At 71.0% G+C, this 24,142-nt stretch carries 26 protein-coding genes; 17 read left to right on the top strand and 9 right to left on the bottom strand.

Annotation, left to right across the window (positions count from 1 at the left end):
* Nucleotides 1-41: 41 nt before the first annotated feature.
* Nucleotides 42-485, bottom strand: a complete 444-nt coding sequence (gene dtd, locus ABH928_RS15650; RefSeq protein ID WP_370066564.1) for a D-aminoacyl-tRNA deacylase — start codon at nucleotides 483-485, stop codon at nucleotides 42-44.
* Nucleotides 486-669: 184 nt separating this feature from the next.
* On the opposite strand from dtd, the gene ABH928_RS15645 reads away from it, so the two are divergent.
* Together ABH928_RS15645 and ABH928_RS15640 are read left to right on the top strand one after the other, a co-directional pair.
* Nucleotides 670-1,191, top strand: a complete 522-nt coding sequence (locus tag ABH928_RS15645; RefSeq protein ID WP_370066562.1) for an aerial mycelium formation protein — start codon at nucleotides 670-672, stop codon at nucleotides 1,189-1,191.
* 46 nt (nucleotides 1,192-1,237) lie between these two features.
* Nucleotides 1,238-2,215: an asparaginase gene (locus ABH928_RS15640; RefSeq protein WP_370066560.1), complete on the top strand. Its 978-nt coding sequence runs from the start codon at nucleotides 1,238-1,240 to the stop codon at nucleotides 2,213-2,215.
* 143 nt (nucleotides 2,216-2,358) lie between these two features.
* Here ABH928_RS15640 and ABH928_RS15635 read toward each other — a convergent pair whose 3' ends face one another.
* Together ABH928_RS15635 and mshA are read right to left on the bottom strand one after the other, a co-directional pair.
* The gene (locus tag ABH928_RS15635) at nucleotides 2,359-2,904 is read right to left on the bottom strand and encodes a YbjN domain-containing protein (protein ID WP_370066558.1); all 546 of its coding nucleotides are present in this window, start codon (nucleotides 2,902-2,904) and stop codon (nucleotides 2,359-2,361) included.
* Nucleotides 2,905-2,914: 10 nt separating this feature from the next.
* On the bottom strand, nucleotides 2,915-4,234 hold the full coding sequence (gene mshA / locus ABH928_RS15630) for a D-inositol-3-phosphate glycosyltransferase (protein WP_370066650.1): 1,320 nt from the start codon (nucleotides 4,232-4,234) through the stop codon (nucleotides 2,915-2,917).
* A gap of 206 nt (nucleotides 4,235-4,440) precedes the next feature.
* On the opposite strand from mshA, the gene ABH928_RS15625 reads away from it, so the two are divergent.
* Nucleotides 4,441-5,316: a class I SAM-dependent methyltransferase gene (locus tag ABH928_RS15625; protein WP_370066556.1), complete on the top strand. Its 876-nt coding sequence runs from the start codon at nucleotides 4,441-4,443 to the stop codon at nucleotides 5,314-5,316.
* Nucleotides 5,317-5,473: 157 nt separating this feature from the next.
* A complete protein-coding gene (locus ABH928_RS15620) occupies nucleotides 5,474-6,508 on the top strand; it encodes an NlpC/P60 family protein (protein WP_370066554.1) in 1,035 nt (344 codons plus the stop codon).
* Nucleotides 6,509-6,572: 64 nt separating this feature from the next.
* Here ABH928_RS15620 and ABH928_RS15615 read toward each other — a convergent pair whose 3' ends face one another.
* On the bottom strand, nucleotides 6,573-7,232 hold the full coding sequence (locus ABH928_RS15615) for an O-acetyl-ADP-ribose deacetylase (RefSeq protein WP_370066648.1): 660 nt from the start codon (nucleotides 7,230-7,232) through the stop codon (nucleotides 6,573-6,575).
* 385 nt (nucleotides 7,233-7,617) lie between these two features.
* On the opposite strand from ABH928_RS15615, the gene ABH928_RS15610 reads away from it, so the two are divergent.
* The gene (locus ABH928_RS15610; protein WP_370066552.1) at nucleotides 7,618-8,850 is read left to right on the top strand and encodes a PP2C family protein-serine/threonine phosphatase; all 1,233 of its coding nucleotides are present in this window, start codon (nucleotides 7,618-7,620) and stop codon (nucleotides 8,848-8,850) included.
* Here ABH928_RS15610 and ABH928_RS15605 read toward each other — a convergent pair.
* From ABH928_RS15605 to ABH928_RS15585, 5 genes are all read right to left on the bottom strand, one after another.
* Nucleotides 8,777-9,136 carry a DUF2516 family protein gene (locus ABH928_RS15605; protein ID WP_370066646.1) on the bottom strand — a complete coding sequence of 120 codons (360 nt, stop codon included), beginning with the start codon at nucleotides 9,134-9,136 and terminating at the stop codon, nucleotides 8,777-8,779. The two genes, ABH928_RS15610 and ABH928_RS15605, sit on opposite strands and share 74 nt — an antisense overlap.
* 130 nt (nucleotides 9,137-9,266) lie before the next feature.
* Complete coding sequence (locus ABH928_RS15600; protein ID WP_370066550.1) at nucleotides 9,267-9,899, bottom strand: hypothetical protein; 633 nt, start codon at nucleotides 9,897-9,899, stop codon at nucleotides 9,267-9,269.
* A gap of 15 nt (nucleotides 9,900-9,914) precedes the next feature.
* On the bottom strand, nucleotides 9,915-10,367 hold the full coding sequence (locus tag ABH928_RS15595) for a helix-turn-helix domain-containing protein (protein WP_370066548.1): 453 nt from the start codon (nucleotides 10,365-10,367) through the stop codon (nucleotides 9,915-9,917).
* A 43-nt stretch (nucleotides 10,368-10,410) separates the two neighbouring features.
* Nucleotides 10,411-11,136, bottom strand: coding sequence for a class I SAM-dependent methyltransferase (locus ABH928_RS15590; RefSeq protein ID WP_370066546.1), 726 nt, complete (start codon nucleotides 11,134-11,136; stop codon nucleotides 10,411-10,413).
* Between the two features lie 36 nt (nucleotides 11,137-11,172).
* A complete protein-coding gene (locus tag ABH928_RS15585; RefSeq protein WP_370066544.1) occupies nucleotides 11,173-11,451 on the bottom strand; it encodes a hypothetical protein in 279 nt (92 codons plus the stop codon).
* A 433-nt stretch (nucleotides 11,452-11,884) separates the two neighbouring features.
* Here ABH928_RS15585 and ABH928_RS15580 point away from each other — a divergent pair, with 433 nt between their 5' ends.
* From ABH928_RS15580 to ABH928_RS15525, 12 genes are all read left to right on the top strand, one after another.
* Entirely contained in the window at nucleotides 11,885-12,712 is an 828-nt protein-coding gene (locus tag ABH928_RS15580; protein ID WP_370066542.1) for a TetR family transcriptional regulator, read from the top strand.
* A gap of 107 nt (nucleotides 12,713-12,819) precedes the next feature.
* Nucleotides 12,820-13,116, top strand: a complete 297-nt coding sequence (locus ABH928_RS15575; RefSeq protein ID WP_370066540.1) for a hypothetical protein — start codon at nucleotides 12,820-12,822, stop codon at nucleotides 13,114-13,116.
* Between the two features lie 292 nt (nucleotides 13,117-13,408).
* Complete coding sequence (locus tag ABH928_RS15570; RefSeq protein WP_370066538.1) at nucleotides 13,409-14,116, top strand: response regulator transcription factor; 708 nt, start codon at nucleotides 13,409-13,411, stop codon at nucleotides 14,114-14,116.
* Between the two features lie 6 nt (nucleotides 14,117-14,122).
* Nucleotides 14,123-15,523: a sensor histidine kinase gene (locus ABH928_RS15565; RefSeq protein WP_370066536.1), complete on the top strand. Its 1,401-nt coding sequence runs from the start codon at nucleotides 14,123-14,125 to the stop codon at nucleotides 15,521-15,523.
* A gap of 224 nt (nucleotides 15,524-15,747) precedes the next feature.
* Nucleotides 15,748-16,965 (top strand): MFS transporter, encoded by a 1,218-nt coding sequence (locus ABH928_RS15560; protein ID WP_370066534.1) that lies wholly within the window; start codon nucleotides 15,748-15,750, stop codon nucleotides 16,963-16,965.
* A gap of 198 nt (nucleotides 16,966-17,163) precedes the next feature.
* Nucleotides 17,164-18,960, top strand: a complete 1,797-nt coding sequence (locus tag ABH928_RS15555; RefSeq protein ID WP_370066531.1) for a GH3 auxin-responsive promoter family protein — start codon at nucleotides 17,164-17,166, stop codon at nucleotides 18,958-18,960.
* Nucleotides 18,961-18,994: 34 nt separating this feature from the next.
* Entirely contained in the window at nucleotides 18,995-19,906 is a 912-nt protein-coding gene (locus tag ABH928_RS15550; protein ID WP_370066529.1) for an alpha/beta hydrolase, read from the top strand.
* Nucleotides 19,899-21,170 carry an enolase C-terminal domain-like protein gene (locus ABH928_RS15545; RefSeq protein ID WP_370066527.1) on the top strand — a complete coding sequence of 424 codons (1,272 nt, stop codon included), beginning with the start codon at nucleotides 19,899-19,901 and terminating at the stop codon, nucleotides 21,168-21,170. Before ABH928_RS15550 ends, ABH928_RS15545 begins: the two co-directional genes overlap by 8 nt.
* Before the next feature lie 37 nt (nucleotides 21,171-21,207).
* On the top strand, nucleotides 21,208-21,954 hold the full coding sequence (locus ABH928_RS15540; RefSeq protein ID WP_370066525.1) for an SDR family NAD(P)-dependent oxidoreductase: 747 nt from the start codon (nucleotides 21,208-21,210) through the stop codon (nucleotides 21,952-21,954).
* Between the two features lie 123 nt (nucleotides 21,955-22,077).
* The gene (locus ABH928_RS15535) at nucleotides 22,078-22,362 is read left to right on the top strand and encodes a YciI family protein (RefSeq protein ID WP_370066523.1); all 285 of its coding nucleotides are present in this window, start codon (nucleotides 22,078-22,080) and stop codon (nucleotides 22,360-22,362) included.
* 3 nt (nucleotides 22,363-22,365) lie between these two features.
* Entirely contained in the window at nucleotides 22,366-23,043 is a 678-nt protein-coding gene (locus tag ABH928_RS15530; RefSeq protein WP_370066521.1) for a fumarylacetoacetate hydrolase family protein, read from the top strand.
* A gap of 154 nt (nucleotides 23,044-23,197) precedes the next feature.
* Entirely contained in the window at nucleotides 23,198-24,139 is a 942-nt protein-coding gene (locus ABH928_RS15525) for a helix-turn-helix domain-containing protein (protein WP_370066519.1), read from the top strand.
* The last annotated feature ends 3 nt before the right edge of the window (nucleotides 24,140-24,142 follow it).

Here is a 24,142-nt window from a genome sequence, read left to right as displayed (position 1 = left end):
CGGGTCTAGAAGTCCAGCAGTACCCAGAAGTCCAGCAGTGCCTAGAAGCCCAGCAGCACGGTGAACGGGCCGTCGTTGGTGAGCGAGACCTTCATGTCCGCGCCGAACCGGCCCGTCGCCACCGTTGCGCCCAGCTCCCGCAGTTGGGCGACGACCTCGTCGACCAGCGGCTCCGCCACCGGCCCGGGGGCCGCTGCGTTCCAGGTGGGACGGCGGCCCTTGCGGGCGTCGCCGTAGAGGGTGAACTGACTGATCACCAGCAGCGGCGCGTTCAGGTCCGAGCAGGACTTCTCCCCTTCGAGGCTGTGCTTGTCGGAAAAGATCCGTAGCGACCAGAGCTTGCGCGCCATCAGCGCGGCCTGTTCCGGGGTGTCCTCGTGGGTCACCCCCACCAGCACGCAGAGCCCCGGCTCCTGGATGGAGCCGACGACCTCGCCGTCTACGGTCACACTTGCCTCGGTCACCCGCTGAGCCACTGCACGCATGCCCCCATTCTCCGGCACCCGTTGCAGGGGGCGTGCGAGCGGGCTCCGCGCGCCCCCGCGCCACCCCCGACGGGGGCTGTGCGCTGGGGATATGCGCCGGTCGTATTTATCACGGTGATTCGCCAGGGCCCCGATTGGGTGCAGCCGTCCCCGAACATGCGACGGACGGTGGCACGATGCACGCGTGGGACACCATGACGAGCTCGCCGAGCCGATCGACCTCTCCGGACTCGGTCTGGACGAGCTGCGCACGCTGCGCCGCCATGCGCAGCGGGACGAGGCCGACCTCTCCTATCTGCGCCGACTGCTGCAGGGCCGGGTCGACATCCTGCGCGCCGAGCTGGACCGCCGCAGCGGCCATGCCGCGCTGCTCACGGACACCCTGCTGGAGCAGCTGCCCGAGATCCTCGCGGACATCCCCTCCCAGGTCCGCCACTCGGCCCGGCACGTCACCCTGGGCACGCCCAACAGCCACGCGTACCGGACCCTCGCCGACGAACTCATGGGCGACGCCCGCCTGGCGGACCTGGCCGAACAGAGCGACGCCCAGCTCCAGAAGGCCTGCATCCGGCTGACCGCGCACGAGCGCGGCATCTCCCGGGAGCGCCAGCGGCTGCAGCGCACGGTGGACGGTTGCAGCGCGGAGATCACCCGCAGGTACCGTGAAGGGGAAGCACGCGTCGACGACCTGCTGTCCGGAGGGTGACCCGCTCCGCGCGGCGGTCCCCTCCAGGCACAGAAGGAACACTCACATGTCTGAATCCTCCGCCGCCGCAGGTCCCGCCGACCTTCCCGTCCTCGCTGAGGTCGTCCGCTCGGGTTTCGTCGAGGGCCACCACCGCGGCTCGCTGGTGATCCTCGCCGCCGACGGCAGCGTCGACTTCGCGCTCGGCGCCCCGGAGTTGCCGGTCTTCCCGCGTTCCAGCAACAAGCCGATGCAGGCCACGGCCGTGCTGCGCACCGGTCTTGAGCTCAACGGAGAGCTGCTGGCGCTGGCTGCGGCCAGCCACTCTGCGGAAACGTTTCACCTGGACGCGGTGCGGAAGATCCTCGCCTCGGCCGGACTCGACGAGACCGCGCTGCAGACCCCGCCGTCCTACTCCCTGGACGAGGAGGAGGCCGAGGCCTGGATACGCGCCGGCGGGCAGCGCGAGCGCATCCTGATGGACTGCTCCGGCAAGCACGCGGCGATGCTGGCGACCTGCGTCCGCAACGGCTGGGACACCGCGAGCTACCTGGCGGTCGACCACCCGGTCCAGGTCGCGGTCAGCGAGACGCTGGAGGAGCTGGCGAGTGAGCCGGTGGCGGCGGTCGGCACGGACGGCTGTGGCGCCCCGCTGATGGCCGTCAGCCTGGTCGGGCTGGCCCGCGCCTTCCGCGCACACCTCCTGGCGGACCCCGGCACCCCGCAGCGCCGCGTCGCCGACGCGATGCGCGCCCATCCTGAGTACGTGGCGGGCACCCGCCGCATCGACACCTGGCTGATGCGTGCCGTCCCGGGCGCGATGGCGAAGATGGGCGCGGAGTCGGTCCAGGCCGTCGCCCTCCCGGACGGCCGCGCGCTCGCCTTCAAGATCGACGACGGCGCGAAGCGGGCCCTCGGCCCGGTCCTCGCCGCCGCGCTTGCACGCGCGGGCGTGCAGGTGCCCGCGGACGCACTGGCTCGCATCGCGGCTGCCCCGCTGTACGGCGGGGGCGCCGTGGTGGGCGAGGTCCGGGCGGCGTTCTGAGCCCTGCGGCAGAGGGAAGTTGCACTATCAGGGGGGCGGGGCTCTGCGCGAGACACCACCGTGTGCGGGTGGCGCTGCTCGTTCGGTGCTCTACCTGTGTGGGTGGCTGGTCGCGCAGTTCCTCGCGCCCCCAGAGAGAGCAACTATCCCTCGGCGCCGGTGATCCGGCCGAAGGCCTCGAGGTTGCGCGTGGATTCGCCGCGCTTCGTGCGCCATTCCCACTCGCGCTTGATCGCCGTGGCGAAGCCCAGTTCCAGCAGTTGGTTGAACGGCTCGTCCGCGTTCTCCAGGACCGTGCCGAGGAGGCGGTCCACCTCCTCCGGCGTCACCGCCGCCAGCGGGAGACGGCCGACCAGGTAGACGTCGCCGAGGCGGTCCAGGCCGTAGGAGAGGCCGTACATCCGCGTGTTGCGTTCCAGCAGCCAGCGGTAGAACGCCTCGAAGTTCTCGTCAGGGCGGCGCACCACGAACGCGTTGATCGACAGTGTCTGCTCGCCCACCCGGAGGCTGCACGTCGTCGCGAGCTTGCGCGTCCCCGGGAGGGTCGCCACGAACGTCCAGAGATCGCCGGACGGTTGCTCCCAGGGGACTCCGGCCTCGTCCAGCGCAGCGGCCAGCACCTTCGCCGCCCGCTCGCGGGTGCTTCTCTCTTCGCCTGCCCTTGCGCTTGCGCCTTCGCCTTCGCTCATGCTTCGCACGTTACCGCGCCGTAGCGACCGCCACCTGCCCGGTCGTGAACCGGGCGCGCTGGATGGTGTCGGAGTAGACCTCGGCGGTCGAGCGGGCCGCAGTCTCCCAGCCGAACGCGCGGGCGTGACGGGCCGCGGCCGCGCCCATCCGGGCGCCGAGCTCGGGGTTGTCGACGAAGCGGCGCAGGACTCGGGCCCAGGAGGCGGGGTCGTGGCCGGCGACCAGGAAGCCTGTCTCGCCGTCGCGCACCGCGACGGGCAGGCCGCCGACCGCCGCCGCGACCACGGGCGTGCCGCAGGCCTGCGCCTCCAGGGCGACCAGGCCGAAGGACTCGCTGTAGGAGGGCATCACCAGGGCTGTCGCCGCGCGGTACCAGTCGGCGAGCTGCTCCTGGCCGACCGGCGGCTGGAACCGGACGACGTCGCAGACGCCCAGCTGAGCGGCCAGCTTGTGGAGGGCCTCGGGGCGGGTCATCCCGCTGCCGCTGGGGCCGCCGACGATCGGGACGACGAGGCGTTCGCGCAGTTCAGGGGACTCGTCGAGGAGGTGGGCCACGGCGCGCACCAGCACGTCGGGCGCCTTGAGCGGCTGTATTCGGCCGGCGAAGAGCAGCACCACCGCGTCCAACGGCAGTCCGAGGCGTGTCCGGATCTCCCGGACGGACGCCTCGGCGGCGCGGGAATCGCTGACCGCGTCCCCCACGGGACCGGTCGGGGAGGCAGTCGCAGGGCGGAAGACGTCCAGGTTGACGCCGGGGTGGACCACCGCGAGCTGGTCCCGGCGCGCGCCGTAGTACGAGGCGAGCTGCTCGGCCTCCTCGTCGGTGTTGGCGATCAGCCGGTGCGCCGCCTCGACGACCTGGGACTCGCCGATGATCCGCGCCGCCGGTTCGGGCTTGTCGCCCGTCGCCAGCGAGGCGTTCTTGACCTTGGCCATGGTGTGCATGGTGTGCACCAGCGGCACGCCCCAGCGGTCGGCGGCCAGCCAGCCGACCTGGCCGGAGAGCCAGTAGTGCGAGTGGACCACGTCGTAGTGGCCCGGACGGTGCCCGGCCTCGGTGCGCAGCACGGAGTGGGTGAAGGCGCAGAGCTGCGCCGGGAGGTCCTCCTTGATCAGGCCCTCGTACGGGCCCGCCGTGACGTGTCGCACCAGCACGCCGGGCGCCAGCTCGACCTTCGGCGGCAGCTCGGAGGCCGTGGCCCGGGTGAAGATCTCCACCTCGATGCCGAGCTCGGCCAGGCGCTTGGAGAGTTCGACGATGTAGACGTTCATGCCGCCGGCGTCGCCCGTTCCGGGCTGGTGCAGCGGGGAGGTGTGGACGCTCAGCATGGCCACGCGGGCGGGCTGATGGGTCACCGCTCGTCCTCTTTCCGGTCCGGTCCTGGGTCGTCCTGCTGTCCGGCTTCCTGCCTTCAGCACTGGTGCAACAGGTCTGATCGCCCAGCGATTCCCGCCCTCATACCCACGTTACCTGTTCGATTCATTTGTTCGATCGCGTGCGGATGCCTCGGCCCGGACCGCGTACGCTGCGTGACATGGGAGCTCGCACGGGGACGAAGCCGGTGGGCGCGGTCACCCGGGGCACCACGAACCCGAACCGTCTGCGCCGCCAGGACCGCTGGATCGCCCACACCCTGGCCCCGGCCCTCCGCCGCGCGGACGCGTCCTCGCCGGCTGCATCCCCGTCGAACGCTGCCCGGACGGACGCGGCCCCGTCGAACGCGGCCCGGACGGGCGGTCCGGTCGCCGTCGACCTCGGCTACGGAGCCGCGCCGTGGACCGCGGTCGAGCTGTACGAGCGGCTCCACGCGGTCCGGGCGGACGTGCGTGTGGTCGGCATCGAGATCGAGCCGGAGCGCGTCGCCGCGGCGCAGCGCTGCGCCCGTCCGCCGGCGCTCACCTTCCGCCGCGGCGGGTTCGAGGTGCCGCTTGACGGAGGCGAGCGCCCGCTGCTGATCCGCGCGGCGAACGTGCTGCGGCAGTACGACGAGGACGAGGCCGCGGCGGCGTGGGAGCGCATCTGCGCCCGGCTGGCCCCGGACGGACTGCTGGTCGAGGGCACCTGCGACGAGATCGGCCGCCGCCAGTCCTGGGTCGCCCTCGGCCCGGAGGGCCCGCGCACGCTGACTCTCTCCACGCACCTCGCGTCGCTGGAACGCCCCTCCGATCTCGCGGAGCGGCTGCCCAAGGCGCTGATCCACCGCAACGTGCCGGGCGAGCCGGTCCACGCCCTGCTCCGTGACCTCGACCGCGCCTGGGCCTCGGCCGCGCCGTACGCGGACTTCGGCGTGCGACAGCGCTGGCTCGCCACCGTCCGCACCATCGCCCCGGACTGGCCCCTCGTCGACACCCCCTCCCGCCACCGGCTGGGTGAACTCACCCTCCGCTGGGGCGCTGTGGCGCCGCGCTGAGCGGACGCTCCCGCATGTGGCTGCGGCCCTGGGTAGTGCAACGGCCCTGGTCGTTTACAGCGATCCATGGCAGCATCCCGGGGACGTATCTGACGCAGCGTCAGCAAATGGGAGGCCTGCCGTGCCACGTTCCCGCCCCCGTCGCTGGGAGTCACTGTTGTTCGTTGCCTCCGCCTTCGCGTTGAGCGTGGCCGGAACGACCGCCACCGCCCCGTCCGCCGTTGCCGCCCAGCAGCTCGCCCCGCTCTCGCCCGCCCAACGCCTGGCTGACTTGCAGGGCGAGATCGCCGCGCTCTACCAGCAGGCCGAGTCGGCGTCCGCCCGCTACGACGAGGCGACCCAGGCCGTCACCACCCAGGAGGCGCGGATCGTCGCCGTCGCGCGGCAGATCGTCGCGGCGCAGGACAAGGTCGACACCCTCACCTCGCTGGTCGGGCAGTATGCCGAGTCGCAGTACTCGGGGCTGTCCTCGTTCTCCGATCCCACCCTCCAGGCGCTGTTGGCCCAGGACCCGGGCGCCTATCTGGCCCAGATCCCGCTGGCGCAGCAGGCCTCCACCTCGGCTGCCGCCGCGCTGCAGCAACTGCAGCAGGCGCAGGCCACCCTCGCCGCCTATGGCAACGACGCGACCACCGAACTGGCCGCGCTGTCCCGGAGTCAGGCCGAGGCTGCTGCGGCCGTCTCCGAGATCAAGGGCAAGTTGGCCACCGCGAAGGCATTGCTGGCCTCGCTCTCCGCCGCTGATCTGGCGGAGTTGCAGACCATGCAGGCGCAGACCGCGCTCGCGGCCCAGATGGCCTGGCGCGGCACGCTCACCGCGGCCGAGCTGGGCCGTCAAGCCGTGGGGGCGAGCCGGGCGGCCATCGCCTACGCCGTCGCGCAGATCGGCAGGCCCTACCTCTGGGGCGGCACCGGCCCCAGCTCGTTCGACTGTTCGGGGTTGACCATGCGCGCCTGGCAGGCGGCGGGCGTCGACATTCCACGGACCTCGGAGACGCAGTGGGCGGACCTTCCGCACGTGCCCGTCTCCGACCTGCAGCCCGGGGACCTCATCATCTACTTCCACGACGCCAGCCACGTCGCGCTCTATGTCGGGGACGGCGCCATCATCGAGGCGCCGCACCCGGGCGGTGTCGTCGAGCTCGCCGCGGCCGGCTCGATGCCCATCCTCGGCGTGGTCAGACCGTCCTGACGACTCGCATAGCCGAAGTTCACTCGAACGAGTTATCGAATAACCATGGTGGATTGACGGTCTCTCAGTCCACCATGGGTCCGTGCGACAACTCCTGCCACACCCGTTCGAAGACGTCGTAGGCGTCTGCCCCGTACAGCACGAACCGGGCCTCCTCGACCAGGCTCCGGCTCCCCACGTCGCCCATGTCCGACACAACCGATGTGACCGCAGTGTCCAACATATCCAACATGTCCGATGTGACCGACGTAACCGAAGTGTTCGACCCTCCGGCCGACAGCATCACGCCGAGCGCGATCCGCGCCGCGCTCTCCATCGGCCAGCCGTAGACGCCGGTCGAGACGGCCGGGAACGCCACCGTGCGCGCGCCCAACTCGTCGGCCACACGCAGCGATTCGCGATAGCAGCAGGCCAACTGGGCGGCGCGGCGCTCGAACTCGGCCGACGGCTCGCCCGGTTGCGGGTAGACCGGGCCCACGGTGTGAATCACCCAACGGGCGGGCATCCGTCCGGCCGTGGTCGCCACCGCCTGACCGGTGGGCAGGCCCTTGCCGTAGTGCCCCGCCCTCAGTTCCCGGCAGGCGGCCAGGATCTCCGGACCGCCCGCGCGGTGGATCGCGCCGTCGACGCCGCCTCCGCCCAGCAGCGAGGAGTTCGCCGCGTTCACCACGGCGTCCACCTCCTGCCGTGTGATGTCCCCCTGAATCAGCGTGATCTCCATCACCAACTCCTTTCCTCCTGTGGCACGCTAGAGGACTTCTCGGGCGTGGCGCCGCACCGTTGCGCCTCAAGCGCCGCACGGGCTCTCGTACGGCACAGTGATCACGGTCGCCCCAGGTGCGGCCGAATGCGCTGGGGAGAGGTCGTGCAGATCACGTCACGGTCACGAGAAGGACGCCAGATGATGGTGTTGGGTGGGCACTGGATCCGCCGCCCAGCCGTTACCGAGTCGGAGAGAGGGAGGTAGGCCCATGAACGCCAGTTCCGGCGCCGCTGCGAACGCAGCGAGTGCGGCGATACCGCGCCCGCGCATCTCCGACGCAACGGACGCAACCAGTGCAACCGGCACAAAAGGCGCGAATCCCGAGTCTGCTGAGGTCGCCGCTGCTGTGGCCGTCGCCACTGCGCCCGTGCCGCCGCTCTCCGTGCTGCTCATCGAGGACGACGACGTCGGTGCCGAGTCGGTGCGCAACCTCCTTGCCGAGCTCGGCTCCGAGGTCGCCTTCCGCTGGGCCCGCAGTCTCCCCGAGGCGCTGCCGATGCTCGACGCGGACACTGCCTGCGTCCTGATCGATCTCGAACTCCCGGACAGCAGCGGCCTGGAGGACATCCGCACGCTGCTGCGCCGCGCCCCGCGCACGGCGGTCCTCGCTGTCACCGGCACGGTCGACCTGCAGCTCGGTGCCGCAGCCGTCGCCGCCGGTGCTCAGGACTTCCTGGTCAAGCAGGAGATGGACGGCCGTCTGCTGACCCGCGCGGTCCGCTACGCCGTCGAGCGCAAGCGTGCCGACGAGTCCCAGCGCCGCCTGGTCGAGGCGGAGCTGCGCGGCCAGGAGAACGCACGCCTCCAGCGCCACCTGCTGCCGACGCCACTGCTCGACGGCTCCGGCCTCAGCTTCCACGCCCGCTACCGGCCAGGTCGTCGCCGGGCGCTGCTCGGCGGGGACTTCTACGACGCCGTCCGCACGGCTGACGGCACGGTCCACGTCGTCATCGGCGACGTCTGCGGCCACGGCCCCGACGAGGCCGCGCTCGGAGTCGCGCTGCGGATAGCCTGGCGCACCCTGGTCTTCGCCGGTCTGACCGGCCATGCGCTGCTGGCCACACTGCAGCGCGTGCTGGAGCACGAGCGCCGCAGCGAGGAGATCTTCGCGACCCTGTGCATGCTGGCGATCCGCCCCGAGGGCGACCACGCCGAGCTGCACCTGGCCGGTCACCCCGCGCCGCTGCTGCTGCGCGAGGACGGCGTGCCGGAGCTGCTGCCCTACGACGACGCCGGTCCCGCGCTCGGCCTGATCGGCGAGGGCCACTGGCCTCCCGGCAAGGTCCGGCTGGGCGACGACTGGGCGCTGATGCTCTACACGGACGGCCTGATCGAGGGCCGGATAGGCGCCGGCACCCGCCGTCTCGGCCAGGAGGGGCTGATCGACATGATCGGCGACCACCGGCAGGCGGGCCTCCGCGACGAGCAGCTGATCGACACCGCCATGTCCGAGGTCGAGGACCTCAACGGCGGCGCGCTGGCCGACGACGTCGCGGTGCTCCTGCTCACCAGGGCCCGTACGGCCCCATGTGGTCCTGCTTCTGCTGCCCGTTCCGGCCACCCCGGCGGGACGGCGTGACGCGCCGCAGCGCGGGCCGCACGTCCACCATGTAGACCATCGCGGCCACGATCGCGATCAGGTCGAGGAAGATCGAACCGAGGAAGAACTCGATTCCCACGCCCACGCCCAGGATGATCAGCCAGAACGGCTTGGTCTTCTTGTCCGCGGCCCGGTACGCGTCCTCGCGGCGGAACGCGGCGTCGACGAAGGTGAAGACCGTGAACAGCGTCAGGCCCATCATCAGCCAGTACAGGACGTTGTCGAATGCTGCCGTCAGCAGTCCGTAGGCGGCCAGCTGGTTCATCGCCACTCCCTCGTTCCACTCGGACGGGCTCAGGCCCATCGTGACATGCAAAACGGCTGGGGCACACAGGACGTGCCCCAGCCGTTGCGATCCTGGCGTTCTCTTGTCGCGCGCCCTTTGGCCGGGTGGTTCAGCTGGTGGTGCGGGGCTTGCGCGGCGTCGACTTGCGCGCGGGCTTGGGCGCGGCGGCGTCCTTGGCCGCTGCGTTCTTGGCCGGGGCGGGCTCGTCCACGACCTCGACGATCTCGACGATCTCGGCCTCTGCCTCGACGTCGTCCAGACCGGCGGCGAAGACGTCCGCCTTGGCGGTCGGGGTGCCGTTGCTGGCGCGCTCGGCCTTCGCGGTCACCGGCTGCGGGTCGGCCTCAGCGTCGGCCGCGCCCTCCCCGAACTGGCGCTCGACGACGACCTTGCCGCGCACGGCGAGCTCGTCGTAGACCTCACGCGCCTTGACCGCGAACTCGGCGGCACGGCCGACGCTCTGCAGCGCGAGGGCCTGGGCCCGCTCCTGCAGCGACTTGATGTCGGTCGGCAGCGACTGCACCGTCTCGGTGACCTTGGTCTGTGCCTCGACCAGGCGGGCCTGGGCCTCGGTCAGGGTCGCGGTCGCCTTCTCCTGCGCGGCCTGCCGGTCGGCGGCGAGGGCCGCGGCCTTCTCCGGAACGGTCCGGAGCTTCTCCACCGCCAGGTCACCGGCCCCGGCGAGGGCGTAGAGCGGGGTGGGGTCGGACAGGGTCTTACGGAGGTCGTCAGTGATCGGCATCGGAATTCCTCCCCTTCACGTCGTCTGCTGGCTGGGTGTGTGCGGCTCGTCGGTGGTGGCCCCGTCGGCGGGCGCGGTGCGGGAGCGGGCGTTTCCGGGAGTGGCATCGGGGTCGTTGACCCGGACGCCGTTCTCCTTGAGGAACGACTCGTAGACCGCGAGCAGCACCTGCTTCTGCCGCTCGTCGATCAGCGGATCGGCCAGGATCGCGGCCCGGAGCTCCAGGCCCTCCTCCTCGCGCTCGTCCAGGATCCCCGCCTGCACGTACAGCGTCTCCGCCGAGATCCGCAGCGCCTTGGCGATCTGCTGCAGGATCTCCGCGCTGGGCTTACGCAGTCCGCGCTCGATCTGACTCAGGTACGGGTTCGACACCCCTGCCGCGTCGGCAAGCTGACGCAGCGAATACTGCGCATACCGCCGCTGCTCCCGGATGTACTCGCCGAGCGACCCGACGTTGAGTGAGGCCATGACTCCATGCTGCTCCTTTGTGCTTGCAATTGCAAGCACGCCGCTAGCAAGCGTTTGCGGGCGTGTCGGCGGCGTGGCGTCCACCGTCGATTCCGGAGGCCTCCGGCGCGGGACGGGTCGCGAGGAAGAAGGCCTGCTCGCCCTGGGTGGGGCGCTCACTCTCGTCGGGTGCGCGGACCAGGCGGGCGTCGAGGGTGAAGCCGGCGTCGGTGAGGAGTGCGGCGACCTGGTCCAGCGGGAGCCAGTAGACGTCCAGGTCAACGGCGTGGCCGTAGCCCTGGCTCAAGCGGTGGTGCAGGTCTCCCACCTTGAATGCGAGCAGGAGTCGTCCGCCCGCTGCCAGCACCCGGTGGATCTCCGCGAAGACGGTCGGCAGCAGCTCCGGCGGCGTGTGGACGGTCGAGTACCAGGCAACCGCGCCGTCCAACGACGCGTCCGGCAGGTCGAGTTCCGTCATCGAGCCCACCTCGAAGCGGATGCCGGGATGCCGTTGTCGAGCCACCTCGATCATGCCGGGCGACAGGTCGATCCCGAAGATCCCCTCCAGCCCCAGCCCCCGCAGGTGGGCGGTGACCCGCCCGGGCCCGCAGCCGAGCTCCACCGCACGGGCCTTGGGCCCGACCACCTCAGCGAACACGCCCAACATCGCTCGGTCCAACGGCTTCGGCGCGAGCTCGTCGGCGAGAAGCTCGGCGTAGTCGGCGGCGACGGTGTCGTAGGACGCGCGGGTGGAGTCCAAGTACGTCTGCGCGGAGGTCTGTTCGGCCATGGCGGCACCGTAGCGGCCACCTCTGACAACGACAGGTCAGTGGCCGTGCCCGCCGCCGCCGAAGTCGTGCCCGCCGCCGTGGTGTCCGCCGGAGCTGTGCGAGGTGTGGTGGCCGTGGTGGTGATGTTGACCGTGGTGACGTCCGCCGGCACCGGGGTCTGACAGGTAGCCGAGCCCGTTGTCGAAGCGGGGCGCCCGCCGCTTCCGGTCGATCGCTTTGAGCCAGCGCCGTCGGGAGAGGGCCACGATGACCGCCGTCACGACGACGAAAGGTACGCAGGCCACGAGAAACGCGAGCATGGTGGCGATAGGCATGAGTGGTCCCCCTGTTCCGGCGGATCTGCCCGCCGATGTGGACGCTCGTTCCCGTGGTGGTGCGTCAAGACACCTCAGTTGATCAAGATCTGAGCCTTCGTAGGGCACTGGCGGAGTGTGCGCCATCGTATTGAACGCGTTCAAAAATAGGGCTACAGTCCTTCTCGGCGCAAACCTGAACGCGTTCGATTCTGGTAGGGCCAGGCCATGGGGGGCTGCTTCGCCATGCACTCGACCGTCATCACCGAGCCGTACCCACGGCACCAGCGACGCCGCGGGCACCCGGGTGTCGCGCGGTCGGCGCAGGTGCGGCCAGAGGCCGCTCGGGGCAGTCCGAGTCGGGCGGGGAGCGGCCCGGGAGGGAGCAGCGACTGTGCAGGGGGCAGCCGGTGCTCGCATCCTTTCGGGCCGCTGGTCCGGATAGCCTCGACCCGTGACCGACGACCAGCCCGCCACCGCGAAGGACGAGCAGGGGAACTCCGCGGAGCCCGGCGGAACCGAGCCCGCCAGGACGGCGAAGAGCGAGCGCACCCGCGCGCTGATCCTGGAGACCGCGATGCGGCTCTTCCAGGAGCGCGGCTACGAGAAGACCACGATGCGGGCGATCGCCGCCGAAGCGGGGGTCTCGGTCGGGAACGCCTATTACTACTACGAGGGCAAGGAATTCCTGATCCAGGGGTTCTACGACCGGATGACCCACGAGCACGCCCTCGACGCCCGGGCCCGGATGGAGGGGCGGACCGACTTCTCGGAGCGGTTGTCGCTCGCGCTGGAGTCCTGGGTGGACTGCGCCGCGCCGTACCACGAGTTCGCCGCCCAGTTCTTCCGGACGGCGGCCGACCCGAACAGCGCGCTGAGCCCCTTCTCCAACGAGTCCCACCCGGCCCGCGCGACGTCCGTCCAGATCTTCCGCGAGGTGCTGGACGGCTCGGACCTGGGCCCGAAGATCGACCCCGAGCTGGACGAGCTGCTGCCCGACCTGCTCTGGCTGCACCTGATGGTCGTGGTCCTGTACTGGGTCTTCGACCGCACCGACGACACCGAGCGCACCCGCGCGTTCGTGAAGCGCTGCGCCCCGTTCGTCGCCAAGATCGTCACCCTGTCGCGCTACCGGGTCTTCCGCCCGCTGGTCCGCGACGCGGTGGACATGGTCAAGGAATTCGTCCTGCCGACGATCGGCAGGACCACGGCGTCGGCCAAGCCGGCCGCGCCCGCCGACCCCGAGGTCGGTGCCAAACGCAGGCGACGCGCCAAGGGTTGACCGGACGTCATCCCCTCCGGCGCCGCCGGAGGGGATGACGTGATGAGCAGCGACACGACGGATCCGGTCCGCGACGCGCGTGACCACCACCGCACAGCCGTGACCCGGTGAGCGGCCTGCGGCCGACCGACGGCCGTGTCCATGCGCCACTCCGGCACGGCCTGTGGATCGTTGCACTGGCCGCGCTGTTCAGCGTGCTCCTGGTCGTGCTGGCCTACCTGACTCTGTTTGCGCTCGTTGCTCTTGGTTGGTTCGGCTTCGTCGTACCGTTCGGCGCGGTGCTGTTGGTGGTGGTGCTGGTGGACGGGGCACTCAGCTCCAAACGATGCCGCCGCTGCGGCGAACGGCTCCGGCCGACGGCCGAGGAGTCAACGAAGCCGACGGAGCCGACGGGGCGGCATTGATCTGGCCGTCGGGCGCGGCGGGCGCGTCGGGACCGGCGCTGGTGCTCCTCGCGCTGCCCGCACTCGCCTGGGCGGCCTTCCGCTAGGGGCGAGACGCGCCGGCACGACGACCGGCGGTGCTCATGGCCCGGATGGCGAGGTCGCAGGCCCGACAAACCCCCTGCTTCCGCGCGGTGTTACGTATGCGAATTACCTGAGGCCGCCTCGTCGGTGTGTGTTAGGCTCCACCCGCATAGTGGAACTCCTATTCCACCATGCGGACAGGCCGGGCGGGGGCGCGGGGAGGCTGGCGATGCGGATTCTGTTGACCGAGGACGACTCGGACGTTGCCGAGGAGTTGTCCACGACGCTCCGGCGGCACGGTTACGACGTGACCCACGCGCCTGACGGGGTGTCCGCGATCGAGGGGCACGAGGGCTTCGATCTGCTGCTGCTCGACCTGGGGCTGCCGGACCTCGACGGTCTGGAGGTGTGCCGTCGGATCCGGAGGACCTCCACCATCCCGATCATCGTGGTGAGCGCGCGCGTCGCCGAGATGGACCGGGTGCTGGCACTGAAGTCCGGCGCCGACGACGTCGTGGGCAAGCCGTACGGGTTCTGGGAGCTCGAAGCGCGGATAGAGGCGCTGATGCGCCGTGTCGCGGTTCCGTCGGAGCCCGCGGCGGACGTGTTCGCCGCGCCACCCACACCCGCTTCGCCGTCCCCGGCGCAGCAGTTGCGCTTCGGGAACGTGTCGATCGACCCGCGAAGGCGCCAAGTGCTGGTCGGCGGCCTGGAGGTGGAGCTGACGCGCAAGGAGTTCGACCTGGTGTCCGTCCTGGCGGCAGACCGGGGCGCGGTCTTCGAGCGGGAGCGGCTCATGCGTGAGGTCTGGGGCAGTGACTGGTTCGGCTCGTCCAGGACCCTGGACGTGCACGTCAACAGCCTGCGCCGCAAGCTCGGCGACCCCACCTGTATCGAGACGGTGCGGGGTGTCGGGTTCAGGCTGAGAGCCGGGTGAGTCGCGGTGCGACGCAGATACCTGATCGCCAATCTGAGCCTGGTCTCGTTCATCGTCGCCGTGCTCGGGATCCCGCTGGCCGTGCTCGTCGCCCGCAACGCGTGGGCGGACCTGGAGAACGCGGGACAGTTGGACCGGGCGTATCTGATCGCGCCCATCGTCAAGCTGAGCGCACATGAACTGCCCACCCGACTCCCGGAGTTGGTGCGCGAGTTCACGGCGGCGCGCGGAGCCACGGCGATCGTCGTGGACCAGTCCGGCCGGGAGGTCGTCGCCTCGGGGCCGTCCCCTGCGCGCTTCTACCGGGAGAACTCCGGGGCGGTGCGAAGTGCCTTCCGGGGTGAGCATGTGATCAAGGAGGGGAGCCTGCTCCCCGACGCGTCCCGTCCCCTGGTCATCGCCCAGGAGTGGCAGTTGACCGACGGCCGCTGGTACGCGTTCCTGATCGGGGTGCCGACGGAGGACCTGCGCCGGACGATCGCGATGCGGTGGGCGGTACTCGGCGCCGGTGCGCTGATCGCGATCCTCGGGACGACCGCGATGGTCTGGTTCCTGTCGGCCTGGGTGCTGCGTCCCATCAAGGCCACCGAGGCCGCGGTGCGTTCCCTGACCCGGGGGCATGACGTCGAGCGGATCTCGGTCCATCGCGGGCCGCCGGAACTGCGCACGCTCAACGCCCATGTCAACCACCTCGCGGGCACGGTGCAGGCGCTCGTCGAGCGGCAGCGCTTCTTTCTCGCCGACGCGTCGCATCAACTGCGCAACCCGCTGGTGGCGCTGAGCCTGCGCCTGGAGAACCTGGAGCCGCACATCGCGGACGGCGGCCGGGGCGGCTACCGGAAGATCCTCGGCGACATCGACCACCTGCGGCAGACGCTGTCGGAGATCCTGGACATCTCCCGGGTGGTGAACGAGGAGCAGCAGATCACCGAGGTGGACGTGGCCGCGGTGGTGGCGGACCGGGCGTCGTCCTGGTCGGTGGTGGCCTGGCAGCGGCACGTCCGGATCTACAGCACACCCTGCCCCTCCGTCTTCGTGGTGGCGCGCCCCGGTGCGCTCGAACAGGCCCTGGACGTGCTGCTCGACAACGCGATCAGGTTCAGCCCGTCCAACGGCGAGATCGCAGTGGCCGTGCTGCCGGGCGAGACGTTCGTCGACATCCATGTCCGGGACGAGGGGCCGGGCATGACCGCCGCGGACCGTGAGCTCGCGGTGCGCCGGCACTGGCGGCTTCCGCAGGGGAAGCTCGCGGGCAGCGGGCTCGGGCTGTCCATCGCGACGATGCTGGTGAGCTCCTCGGGCGGGCAACTCGACCTGCTGGCTGCGGAGGGCAGCCCCGGCCTGGACGCCCGGATCCGCCTGGCCGCGCCCGTCGTCACGCAGTCCGTGACGAAGACGAAGAATTGACAGAGATCTTGCGCAGTCCTGCCACTTCGCGTGCCAGGAACGGGCGTTGGCATAACACGGCCCGGCTAACGTTCCCGTCGTGAGTCACCGCGACCGCAGAGTGCCGACCGCCACCCCGGACGGCGCCGTCGCGGACTCCTGACGCCGCTCTGCTGCCTCGCGATCCGTGTGCACCGCGCGTCGATTACCCACCTCTCCTCGAATCTCCTCGAAAGAGCCATGTCATGACCAGTACAAGCGTGCATGCGGGTGCCGCGAGCCTGCCGTCCACACGTGACCGGCGAGGCCTGGACCGCGCAACGACGCTGCTGCTGTCGACGGCCACAGGTCTGTCGGTCGCGAGCCTCTACTACGCCCAACCGCTTCTCGAAGACATCCGCGCGGCCCTCCATCTCAGCACCTCCGGCGCCGGACTGGTGGTGACGATCACTCAGATCGGCTACGCGCTCAGTCTGCTGTTCCTGGTGCCGCTCGGCGACCTGCTGGAGCGGCGGCGCCTGGTCACCGCGATGTGCCTGCTCAGCGCGGTGGCACTGACCGCTGTCGGCGTCGCGCCGAACGCGGGGCTGCTGTATCTCTTCAGCGCCGTCGTGGGACTGTTCTCGACCACGGCGCAGATGCTGGTGGCCTTCGCGGCGGGCCTCGCGGCGCCCGAGGCACGCGGCAAGGTCGTCGGCACGGTGATGAGCGGACTGCTGCTGGGCATCCTGCTGGCCCGCACCGCCGCCGGATACCTGGCCGAACTGGGCGGCTGGCGCCTGGTCTTCTGGGTGGCGGCAGGACTCATGGTGCTGCTCGCGGGGGCGCTGCGCGCCCGGCTGCCCCTCGCGCCGCCCACCTCCGACCTGCGCTACGGCGCGCTGCTCCGCTCCGTGCTCTCGCTGCTGCGCGAGGAGCCGGTGCTGCGCCTGCGCGCCCTGTACGGCGCGCTGACCTTCGCCGGCTTCAGCGTCCTGTGGACGCCGATCAGCCTCATGCTGGCCGGCAACCCCTACCACTTCGCCCCCGACATCATCGGCCTCTTCGGCCTGGCCGGTGTGGCCGGCGCGGTGGCCGCCGGGCTGGCAGGCCGCCTCGCGGACCGCGGCGGCGCCCGGGCCGTGACCGGCCTCTGCGGCCTGCTGCTGACGGTGATGTGGCTGCCCATGGGCTTCGGACAGCACTCCCTGATCGCGCTGATCGTCGGAATCATCGGCTACGACCTGGCCTGCCAGGCGATGCACATCACCAACCAGAGCGAGATCTACCGGCTGCGGCCCGAGGCCCGGAGCCGCCTCACCTCCGCCTACATGACCTGCTACTTCAGCGGCGGCGTCGTCGGTTCGTCCCTGGCGTCGCTGGCTTACGCCGACTACGGCTGGGACGGAGTCTCCGTGCTCGGTGCCGCCATCGGGGCCTGCGTCTGCCTGATCTGGCTGTTCGGGCTCCGGAAGGCGCGCTGACGCGCAGTCGTCCGCCACGGCGCACCGGGGAGCGCCGATACCGCGGGGGCCGGGCAGGGCGCGGCAGTGGAAGCCGCGCACCGACAGGTTCACGACCACCGACGCATTTACGACCACCGACACATTTACGACTACCGGCGCATTTTCGACCGCCGACACATTCACGACCACCGACACGACCACTGACCGAGGAGAACCATGTCCGCGTCGCAGACTCTCTGCGGTGACCGTTCCGAGCCTGCCTGGCTCACCGACTGGCAGGAGCGCAGTCCTGGGTTCCAGGCCGAGTGCCTTGCCGCTCATGACGCCCTGGTGCGGGACCTCGCCGATCCTTACGCCGCACAGGACCGGGTGCTCGCCGACATCGTCGGCGTCAGCGCGGGCTCCGCGCACTGGCGTGAGCGGGGGTACGACGCCGTTGCAGCCGCCGAACCCGCCGACCGTGCCACGGCGTACCGGGCGACCCTGCCGGTGATGCGGTACGACGACTTCGTCCCGCTGATCGAGCGCGAAACCCGCACCAAGGGCGGCATCCTGACCTGCAGTCCGGTCCTGCGCTGGCTCCGCACCAGCGGCACCACGGGCGACCCCAAGCTGGTTCCGTACACCAGGCACTGGCTGCTCTCCTACCGCATGCCCGCGATCCGGGCGATGTGGGGAACCTACCTGCGGCTCCACCCCGAGATCCTCGCCCACCCCTACGCCACGCTGGACACCCAGACCGTCCGTGAGGACGCGAGCGAGTTCGTCCAGGGCGTGGCGCACCAGGCGATCAGCAACCGTCATCCCCGGCTCAACGACGGGGACTGGAACCCGCCGTGGTACGAGGCGCCGTGGTTCGGGCCGGAGACCCCGAACAGCCACGACGGGCGGATGTACCACCGCATCCGCGCAATGCTCGGCCGGGACCTGCACTTCATCGCGGCGATCAACCCCAGCACGCTGATCTCGCTCCGCGACCTGATCGGTGAGAACCGGGCGGAACTGGTGCGGGACGTACGCGAGGGCACCCTGCTCGGGGAGCCCTGGGGCAGCCCGGACCCGGCCGGGGCTGAACGGTTGGACCGCGTCCTGGCCGACCCGGACTTCCGGCTCACGGACGTCTGGCCGGGGCTCACCGGGTACAGCTGCTGGCTCTCCGGCAGCGCCGGGCTGTACCAGCAGAAGCTGGACGCCGTCCTGCCCGGACTGGCCCGGCTGCCCTTCATGAGCTGCGGGACCGAGGGCGTCACGGCGATCCCCGTCGACGCCGACCCGGTCAGCCAGCCGCTCTCGGTGAACCAGGCGTTCTACGAGTTCGTGCCCGCCGACGTTCCGGTCGGCGAACTCCTGGACGCAGGCGAGCACTTCGAGACCCTGCTCTTCGACGAGGTGGAGGCCGGCCGCGACTACCACCTGGTGATGTCGCAGGCCAACGGCCTGTACCGGCTGTGGACGGGCGACATCTACCGGGTCGAACGCACGGTCGGTGCGGTGCCGTGCATCCGGTTCGTCCGCCGCGACGGCGTCTTCCACTCCTTCACCGGAGAGAAGCTGACCGAGGGGCACGTCACCGAGGCGCTGCGCGACGGTTTCGCCGAACTCGGTCTCGAACTCGGGCTCTACCTGTGCGGGCCGGAGTGGGAGGAGCCGCCCCGCTACCTGGTCGTCGTCGAGTCGTCCCAGGCCGCTTCGGCGCCGGACCCCGAGGCCGGCGAACCGGGCGGTGAACCGGGCGGTGAACCGGCTGTCGAACCGGTCGGCGAACCGAGCGGTGAAGCGGACGTCGAGGCGCGGCTTTCGGACGCGGTGGATCGGGCGCTGGCGCGGATCAACATCGAGTACGCCTCCAAGCGCGACAGCGCGCGGCTGGGCCCCCTCGCCGTACACCTCGCCTCCAGGCAGTCCGTGTCCCGGTACGTCGAGAGCCGACGTACCCAGGGCAACGGCACGCAGTACAAGTACAAGCCATTCCAGCAGGACACCGCATTCGTCCAGCAGATTCTGGGCCGCTGAGCGCCGGGTGACGGCGCATCGAAGGAGGGGGAACATGTTCGAATCCACGGCGACGAGTCCCGTCGGGGTCGACATCCGACGGGAGATCATCCCCGTCGTCTGCGACGGCATCACTCTGGACCTGCACGTGTGGCGGCCGACCAGACCGAGAGCGGCGGTCTTCTACTTCCACGGCCTGCAGAGCCACTCGGGCTGGATGTGGGAGACCGGACCGGCCTTCGCGGAGAGAGGCGTGGCCTTCTTCGTCCTCGACCGGCGCGGCAGTGGCACCAGCCCCGGCGCCCGCGGCGAGATACCCGCGGTCGCGACCGTCCTTGCGGACCACCGGGCGGCGCTGCGGGCCGTCCGCGAGCTGACCGGCGACGACGTGCCGCTGGGTCTGTTCGGCCACTGCCTGGGCGGTTCGTTCCTCGCCGCCCTGCTCAAGTCCGGCACCCTGGACACCGCCTATGACGCTGCGGTGTTCTGCTCGGCCTGGCTGGGCAAGCTGCACGCCACCCTGCCCGCCGACCGGTTGCGTGCCCTGGCCGGGGACCAGAGCACGGAGCAGCAGGACGTCGGACTGTCCGCGGCGGACTTCACCGACCAGGACCGCTACCGCCGCTTCATCGACGGCGACGACCTTGCGGTCCGCACCCTGACCGGCCGCTCCCGGGCCCGACTGCTCCAGTTGGAGCAGATCTACCTGTCGCCGGACGCTCCTGCGCTGCCGGACCGGGTGACCACGGCGTTCGTGTCAGGGCAGGCGGACCCGATCATCGATCTCGACGACGCGCATCGGACGTTCATCCAGTTCACCGGTGGGCGTGGCGAGATCAGCATGCTGCCCACCGACCGGCACTACCTGCTGCAGACCGGGGTCCGCGACCGACTGATCGCCTGGACCGCCGACTTCGTGAAGGCGGCTCAGCCGCGGCAGTACGTCCGTGCGAGGCAGCATGGCTGAGACCGCCGCCCCCGCGCTGCCGGACGCGCTGACGGTGTCCACCGCGCGGGTGCCGATGCGACGCTCCTTCGCCCACGCCGCGCACGTGCGGGACCACGCGGAGTCCGTCCTGGTCCGCTGCCGCCTCGACGGCGTGACCGGCTGGGGTGAGGGAGCGCCCCGACCCTATGTCACCGGTGAGACCACCGAGAGCGCACAACAGGTGCTGACCGGCGAGAACGTCGCGCTCCCGCTCACACTGCTGCGTGAACTCCGGGATTCGGGCGCCGTGTTCGAGCAGGGGCCGCGGGCCTTGGCCCTGCTCGACCTGCCGCGCCTCCTGGGCGGTCTGCGACGGGCTCCGGCCGCCGCTGCCGCGTTGGAGACCGCGCTGTTGGATGCCTGGTGCAGGCTCTACCAGCGGCCGCTGCGCGACATAGTGCGGGCCGTGCTGCCGGTAGTGGCAGAGACGTCCGGCGGGACGTCGGCTGGGACGTCGGGCAGGGCCTCGGGTGGGACCTCGGGACTGCTCGCAGAGGAGCCGCAGCAGCGGCCGGTCACGCTGGTGGTGGATCTGGCGGGCGGCGCGGACCGACGTGTCGCGGCCCTGGGCCCGACTGCGGCCGCCGCGCTGCGGCACGTGAAGCTGAAGGCCTCACCGAGCGCCGCCGACACCGCGCGCCAGGCCCGTACGCTTCGCGGGCAACTCGCCGACATCGGGGCCGCCGGGGTGACGGTCTCGGTGGACGCGAACGCCGCGTGGACCGGCGACGAGAGCCTGCGCGCCGCCGAGCTCCTGGGCGGGCTCGCCGACTGGCTGGAGGAACCCACCGCACCGCGCGACTGGGCACAGCTGCGGCGCATCCGGGAACAGACGGGTATGGCCGTCATGCTGGACGAGTCCGCGGTCGACGTCGGGGACGTTGCAACCGCCGCCGCACTGGGGGCCGCGGACGCCGTCAACCTGCGTGTCTCCAAGTGCGGTGGTCTGATCGGCGCACTCAAGGTCGCGGCGGCTGCCCGGCGTTGTGGGCTGCGCTTGCAGGTGGGCGTCCAGGTGGCGGAGGTCGGGCCGCTCTGGGTGGTCGGCCGGATCCTCGGCGCCGAACTCGCCGATCTGCTGGCGGTGGAGGCCGGCCGTCAGGACGAGTGGTTCGATCCGCCGCTGACTGAGCCTCCGTACCGGGTCGACCGCGCCCGGCATCTCGCCGCGGTGCCGCAGGGCCCGGGCCTGGGCGTGGTCCCGTCACCGGCCCTGCTCCGGTTCTCCCCGGGCTTCGACTGATTTCCACAGGTTCGAGATCCGAGAAAGGAACACTCACATGACACAGCGCACTGCCCTGATCATCGGCGCGGCCGGCGGCATCTGCCGTGAACTCTCCCGACAGCTGGCGGACAAGGGCGAGCGGCTCGTCCTGTTCGACCGCGACGAGGCCGCGGTGAAGTCCCTCGCCACGGAGTTGGCCGGGACGACCGAGGTCGAGGTGATCGTCGGCGACATCCTCGATGTCCCGGAGAGCGAAAGGCAGTTGGGCGCGCTGACCGGCGCCTGGACCCCGGAGATCCTGGTGAACGGCACCGGAGGCGACACCCGCGTGGTCCCGGTGACGGAGCTCGACGAGGAGTTCCTGCGGCACTCCGTCGCGGAGAACCTGCTGCCGGTGCTGACCGCCACCCGGCTCTGTGTGCCCGCGATGAAGCAGGCCGGCTACGGACGCATCGTCAACTTCGCGTCTGCCGGGGGGCGTACGTACAGCCACTTCAACAACGCCGCGTATGTGGCGGCGAAGGCGGGCGTGATCGGCTTCACCAAGCAGGCCGCGTACGAGCTCGCGCCCTACGGCGTCACGGTCAACGTCGTGGCCCACGGCCCGATCGCCACCGACCGGGTCGCAGGCGCCTGGGAGCGCCGTCCGGAGGAGCAGAAGGCCGCGGTGCTCTCGAAGATCCCGATGCGCAGGATGGGAACCGTCCGCGAGGCGGCCGGCAGCGTGCTGCACCTCTGCTCCGAGGAGTCCGGCTACAGCACGGGCACCGTGACCGACGTCAACGGCGGCATCTGGATCTGAGCCCCGCGTCCACCCGCCGCCCGCACGCGGGCGACACGGGCACCGCGCGACACGAGCACCGCGCGACACGAACCGCGCACTGCGCGACACGAATACGAGCACGAGAGAGCGAGAGACGAGCACATGGCAGTCTTCATTGTCGAATGGACCTACGCCGTCGACCGGGCGGGCCGCGAGGCGGTCAACGCGGAGCACAAGGCGCACCTGAAAGAGCTGGTGGAGCAGGGCGTCCTGCTGGCCGGTGGCCCGCTGCCGCAGGACAACACCGGCGTGCTGGTCTACCGCGCGGCGGACCGCGCGGCCCTGGCCGAGCTCTTCACCGACGACCCCTACATCCGCGCCGGGTACGTCAAGCAGAGCGTCATCCGCGAGTGGCAGGTCAACTTCGGTCCGCTGGCCGGTGCCTGAGACATGGCAAGCGACTGGGAATCCCTGCCCGGCCGGCCGGGCAAGATCGTGGTGATCGGGCGCAACTACGGTGACCGCGACGACGTCGCCGCGGCCGGAGCGGCACCGCTCGCGGTGTTCTTCAAGCCGCCCACCGCGGTGATCGGCTCCGGGGACGCCGTGCGGCTGCCCGCCGCGACCGGTGAGGTGCGTTTCGAAGGGGAGCTCGCCGTCGTCATCGGGCGACGGTGCAAGGACGTCCCGGCGGAGGCGTACCGGGACGTGGTCTACGGCTACACGTGCGCGGACGACGTCACCGCCTGGGATGTCGGCACGGCGTCCGGGCACTGGTCCAGGGCCAAGAGCTACGACACGTTCTGCCCGCTGGGACCGCGGATCGTCCGTGACCTGGATCCGACCGACCTGGCCGTCCGGACCAGGGTGAACGGCGAACTGCGCCAGGACGGCACCACCGCACGGCTGCTCCGGCCGGTGCCGCAACTCGTCGCTGAGGTAAGCCGGTTGATGACCCTGGAGCCCGGCGACGTGCTGCTGACCGGCACGCCGGGCGGGGGAGGCCCGTTGCGGGTCGGAGACCACGTCGAGGTCGAGATCGCCGGAATCGGCACGCTCACCCACACGGTGGCCGAGGCGGGTGACGCGGTCGATCCGGGGACGACCGCGCTGCCCCCCTTGGCCTGACGGCACGCGGCACGCCGCACGCCGCACGCCGCATGCCGCGGCACTGCTTTCCTACCCGCGGGACCCGACCGGAGCGGGCACAGGATGTCGGGTCCGATACCTGGCACGCTTCCTAGGCTCGGTGATCGAAAGGGAAACGGAAGGAGCCGTCGGCGTGCTGGAGCCGTTGAACGACGCGATGGCGTGGGTCGAGGCGCACCTGGGTGACCAGGAGGGCGTCGACGCCGCCGAGTTGGCGAGGGTCGCGATGACCTCGGAGTACCACTTGCGGCGGATGTTCTCGGCCTTGGCCGGGATGCCGCTGTCGGAGTACGTCCGGCGCAGGCGGTTGACGTTGGCCGGGGCCGAGGTGCTGGCCGGGGAGGACACCTTGCTCGACATCGCGGTCCGCTACGGCTACGGCTCGGGCGAGGCGTTCGCGCGGGCGTTCCGGGCGATGCACGGGATCGGCCCGGGGGAGGCCCGCCGGGCGGGCGCCGGTGCCGTGCTGCGGTCGCAGCCGCGGATGACCTTCCGGCTCGTCGTCGAAGGGAGCAGCACCATGCAGTACCGGATCGTGGAGAAGGGCGAGTTGGCGATCGTCGGCCGTAAGGCCACCGTCCCGCAGATCCACGCGGGAGTGAACCCGCACATCGCCGAGATGATCGGCCGGATCGACGCGGAGACCATGGCGCGGATCACCGCGCTGTCCGACCAGGAGCCGGAGGGCATCGTCTCGGGCACGCTGCCGCACGACCCGGACAACCGGGACGAGGGCAGTCTGCTCGACTACTACCACGCGGTGGTGACGTCGCCCGAGCGGGCGGCGGCCGAGCCGGACCTCGACGCGTACACCGTCGAGGCCGGCAGCTGGGCCGTCTTCACCAGCACCGGCGAGTTCCCGCAGGCGTTGCAGTATCTGTGGCGCGACGTCTACACCGAGTGGTTCCCGTCCAACCCCTACGGCCACCGCCCCGCACCGACGTTGCTGCGCGTGCGCAGCAACGCCGGGATGCGGCCGGAGGCCGGTGCGGGTGCGGTGGCGGAGCTGTGGATCGCGGTGGATCGCGAGGAGCGGGAGCAGCGGGAGCAGCGGGAGGAGCGTGAGCAGGGCTGACAA

The organism is Streptacidiphilus sp. MAP5-3, assembly GCF_041262505.1.
Taxonomy (GTDB): Bacteria; Actinomycetota; Actinomycetes; order Streptomycetales; family Streptomycetaceae; genus Streptacidiphilus.
The sequence above is the reverse complement of the archived record's forward strand: the minus strand, read 5'-3'. Positions and strand labels throughout refer to the sequence as shown.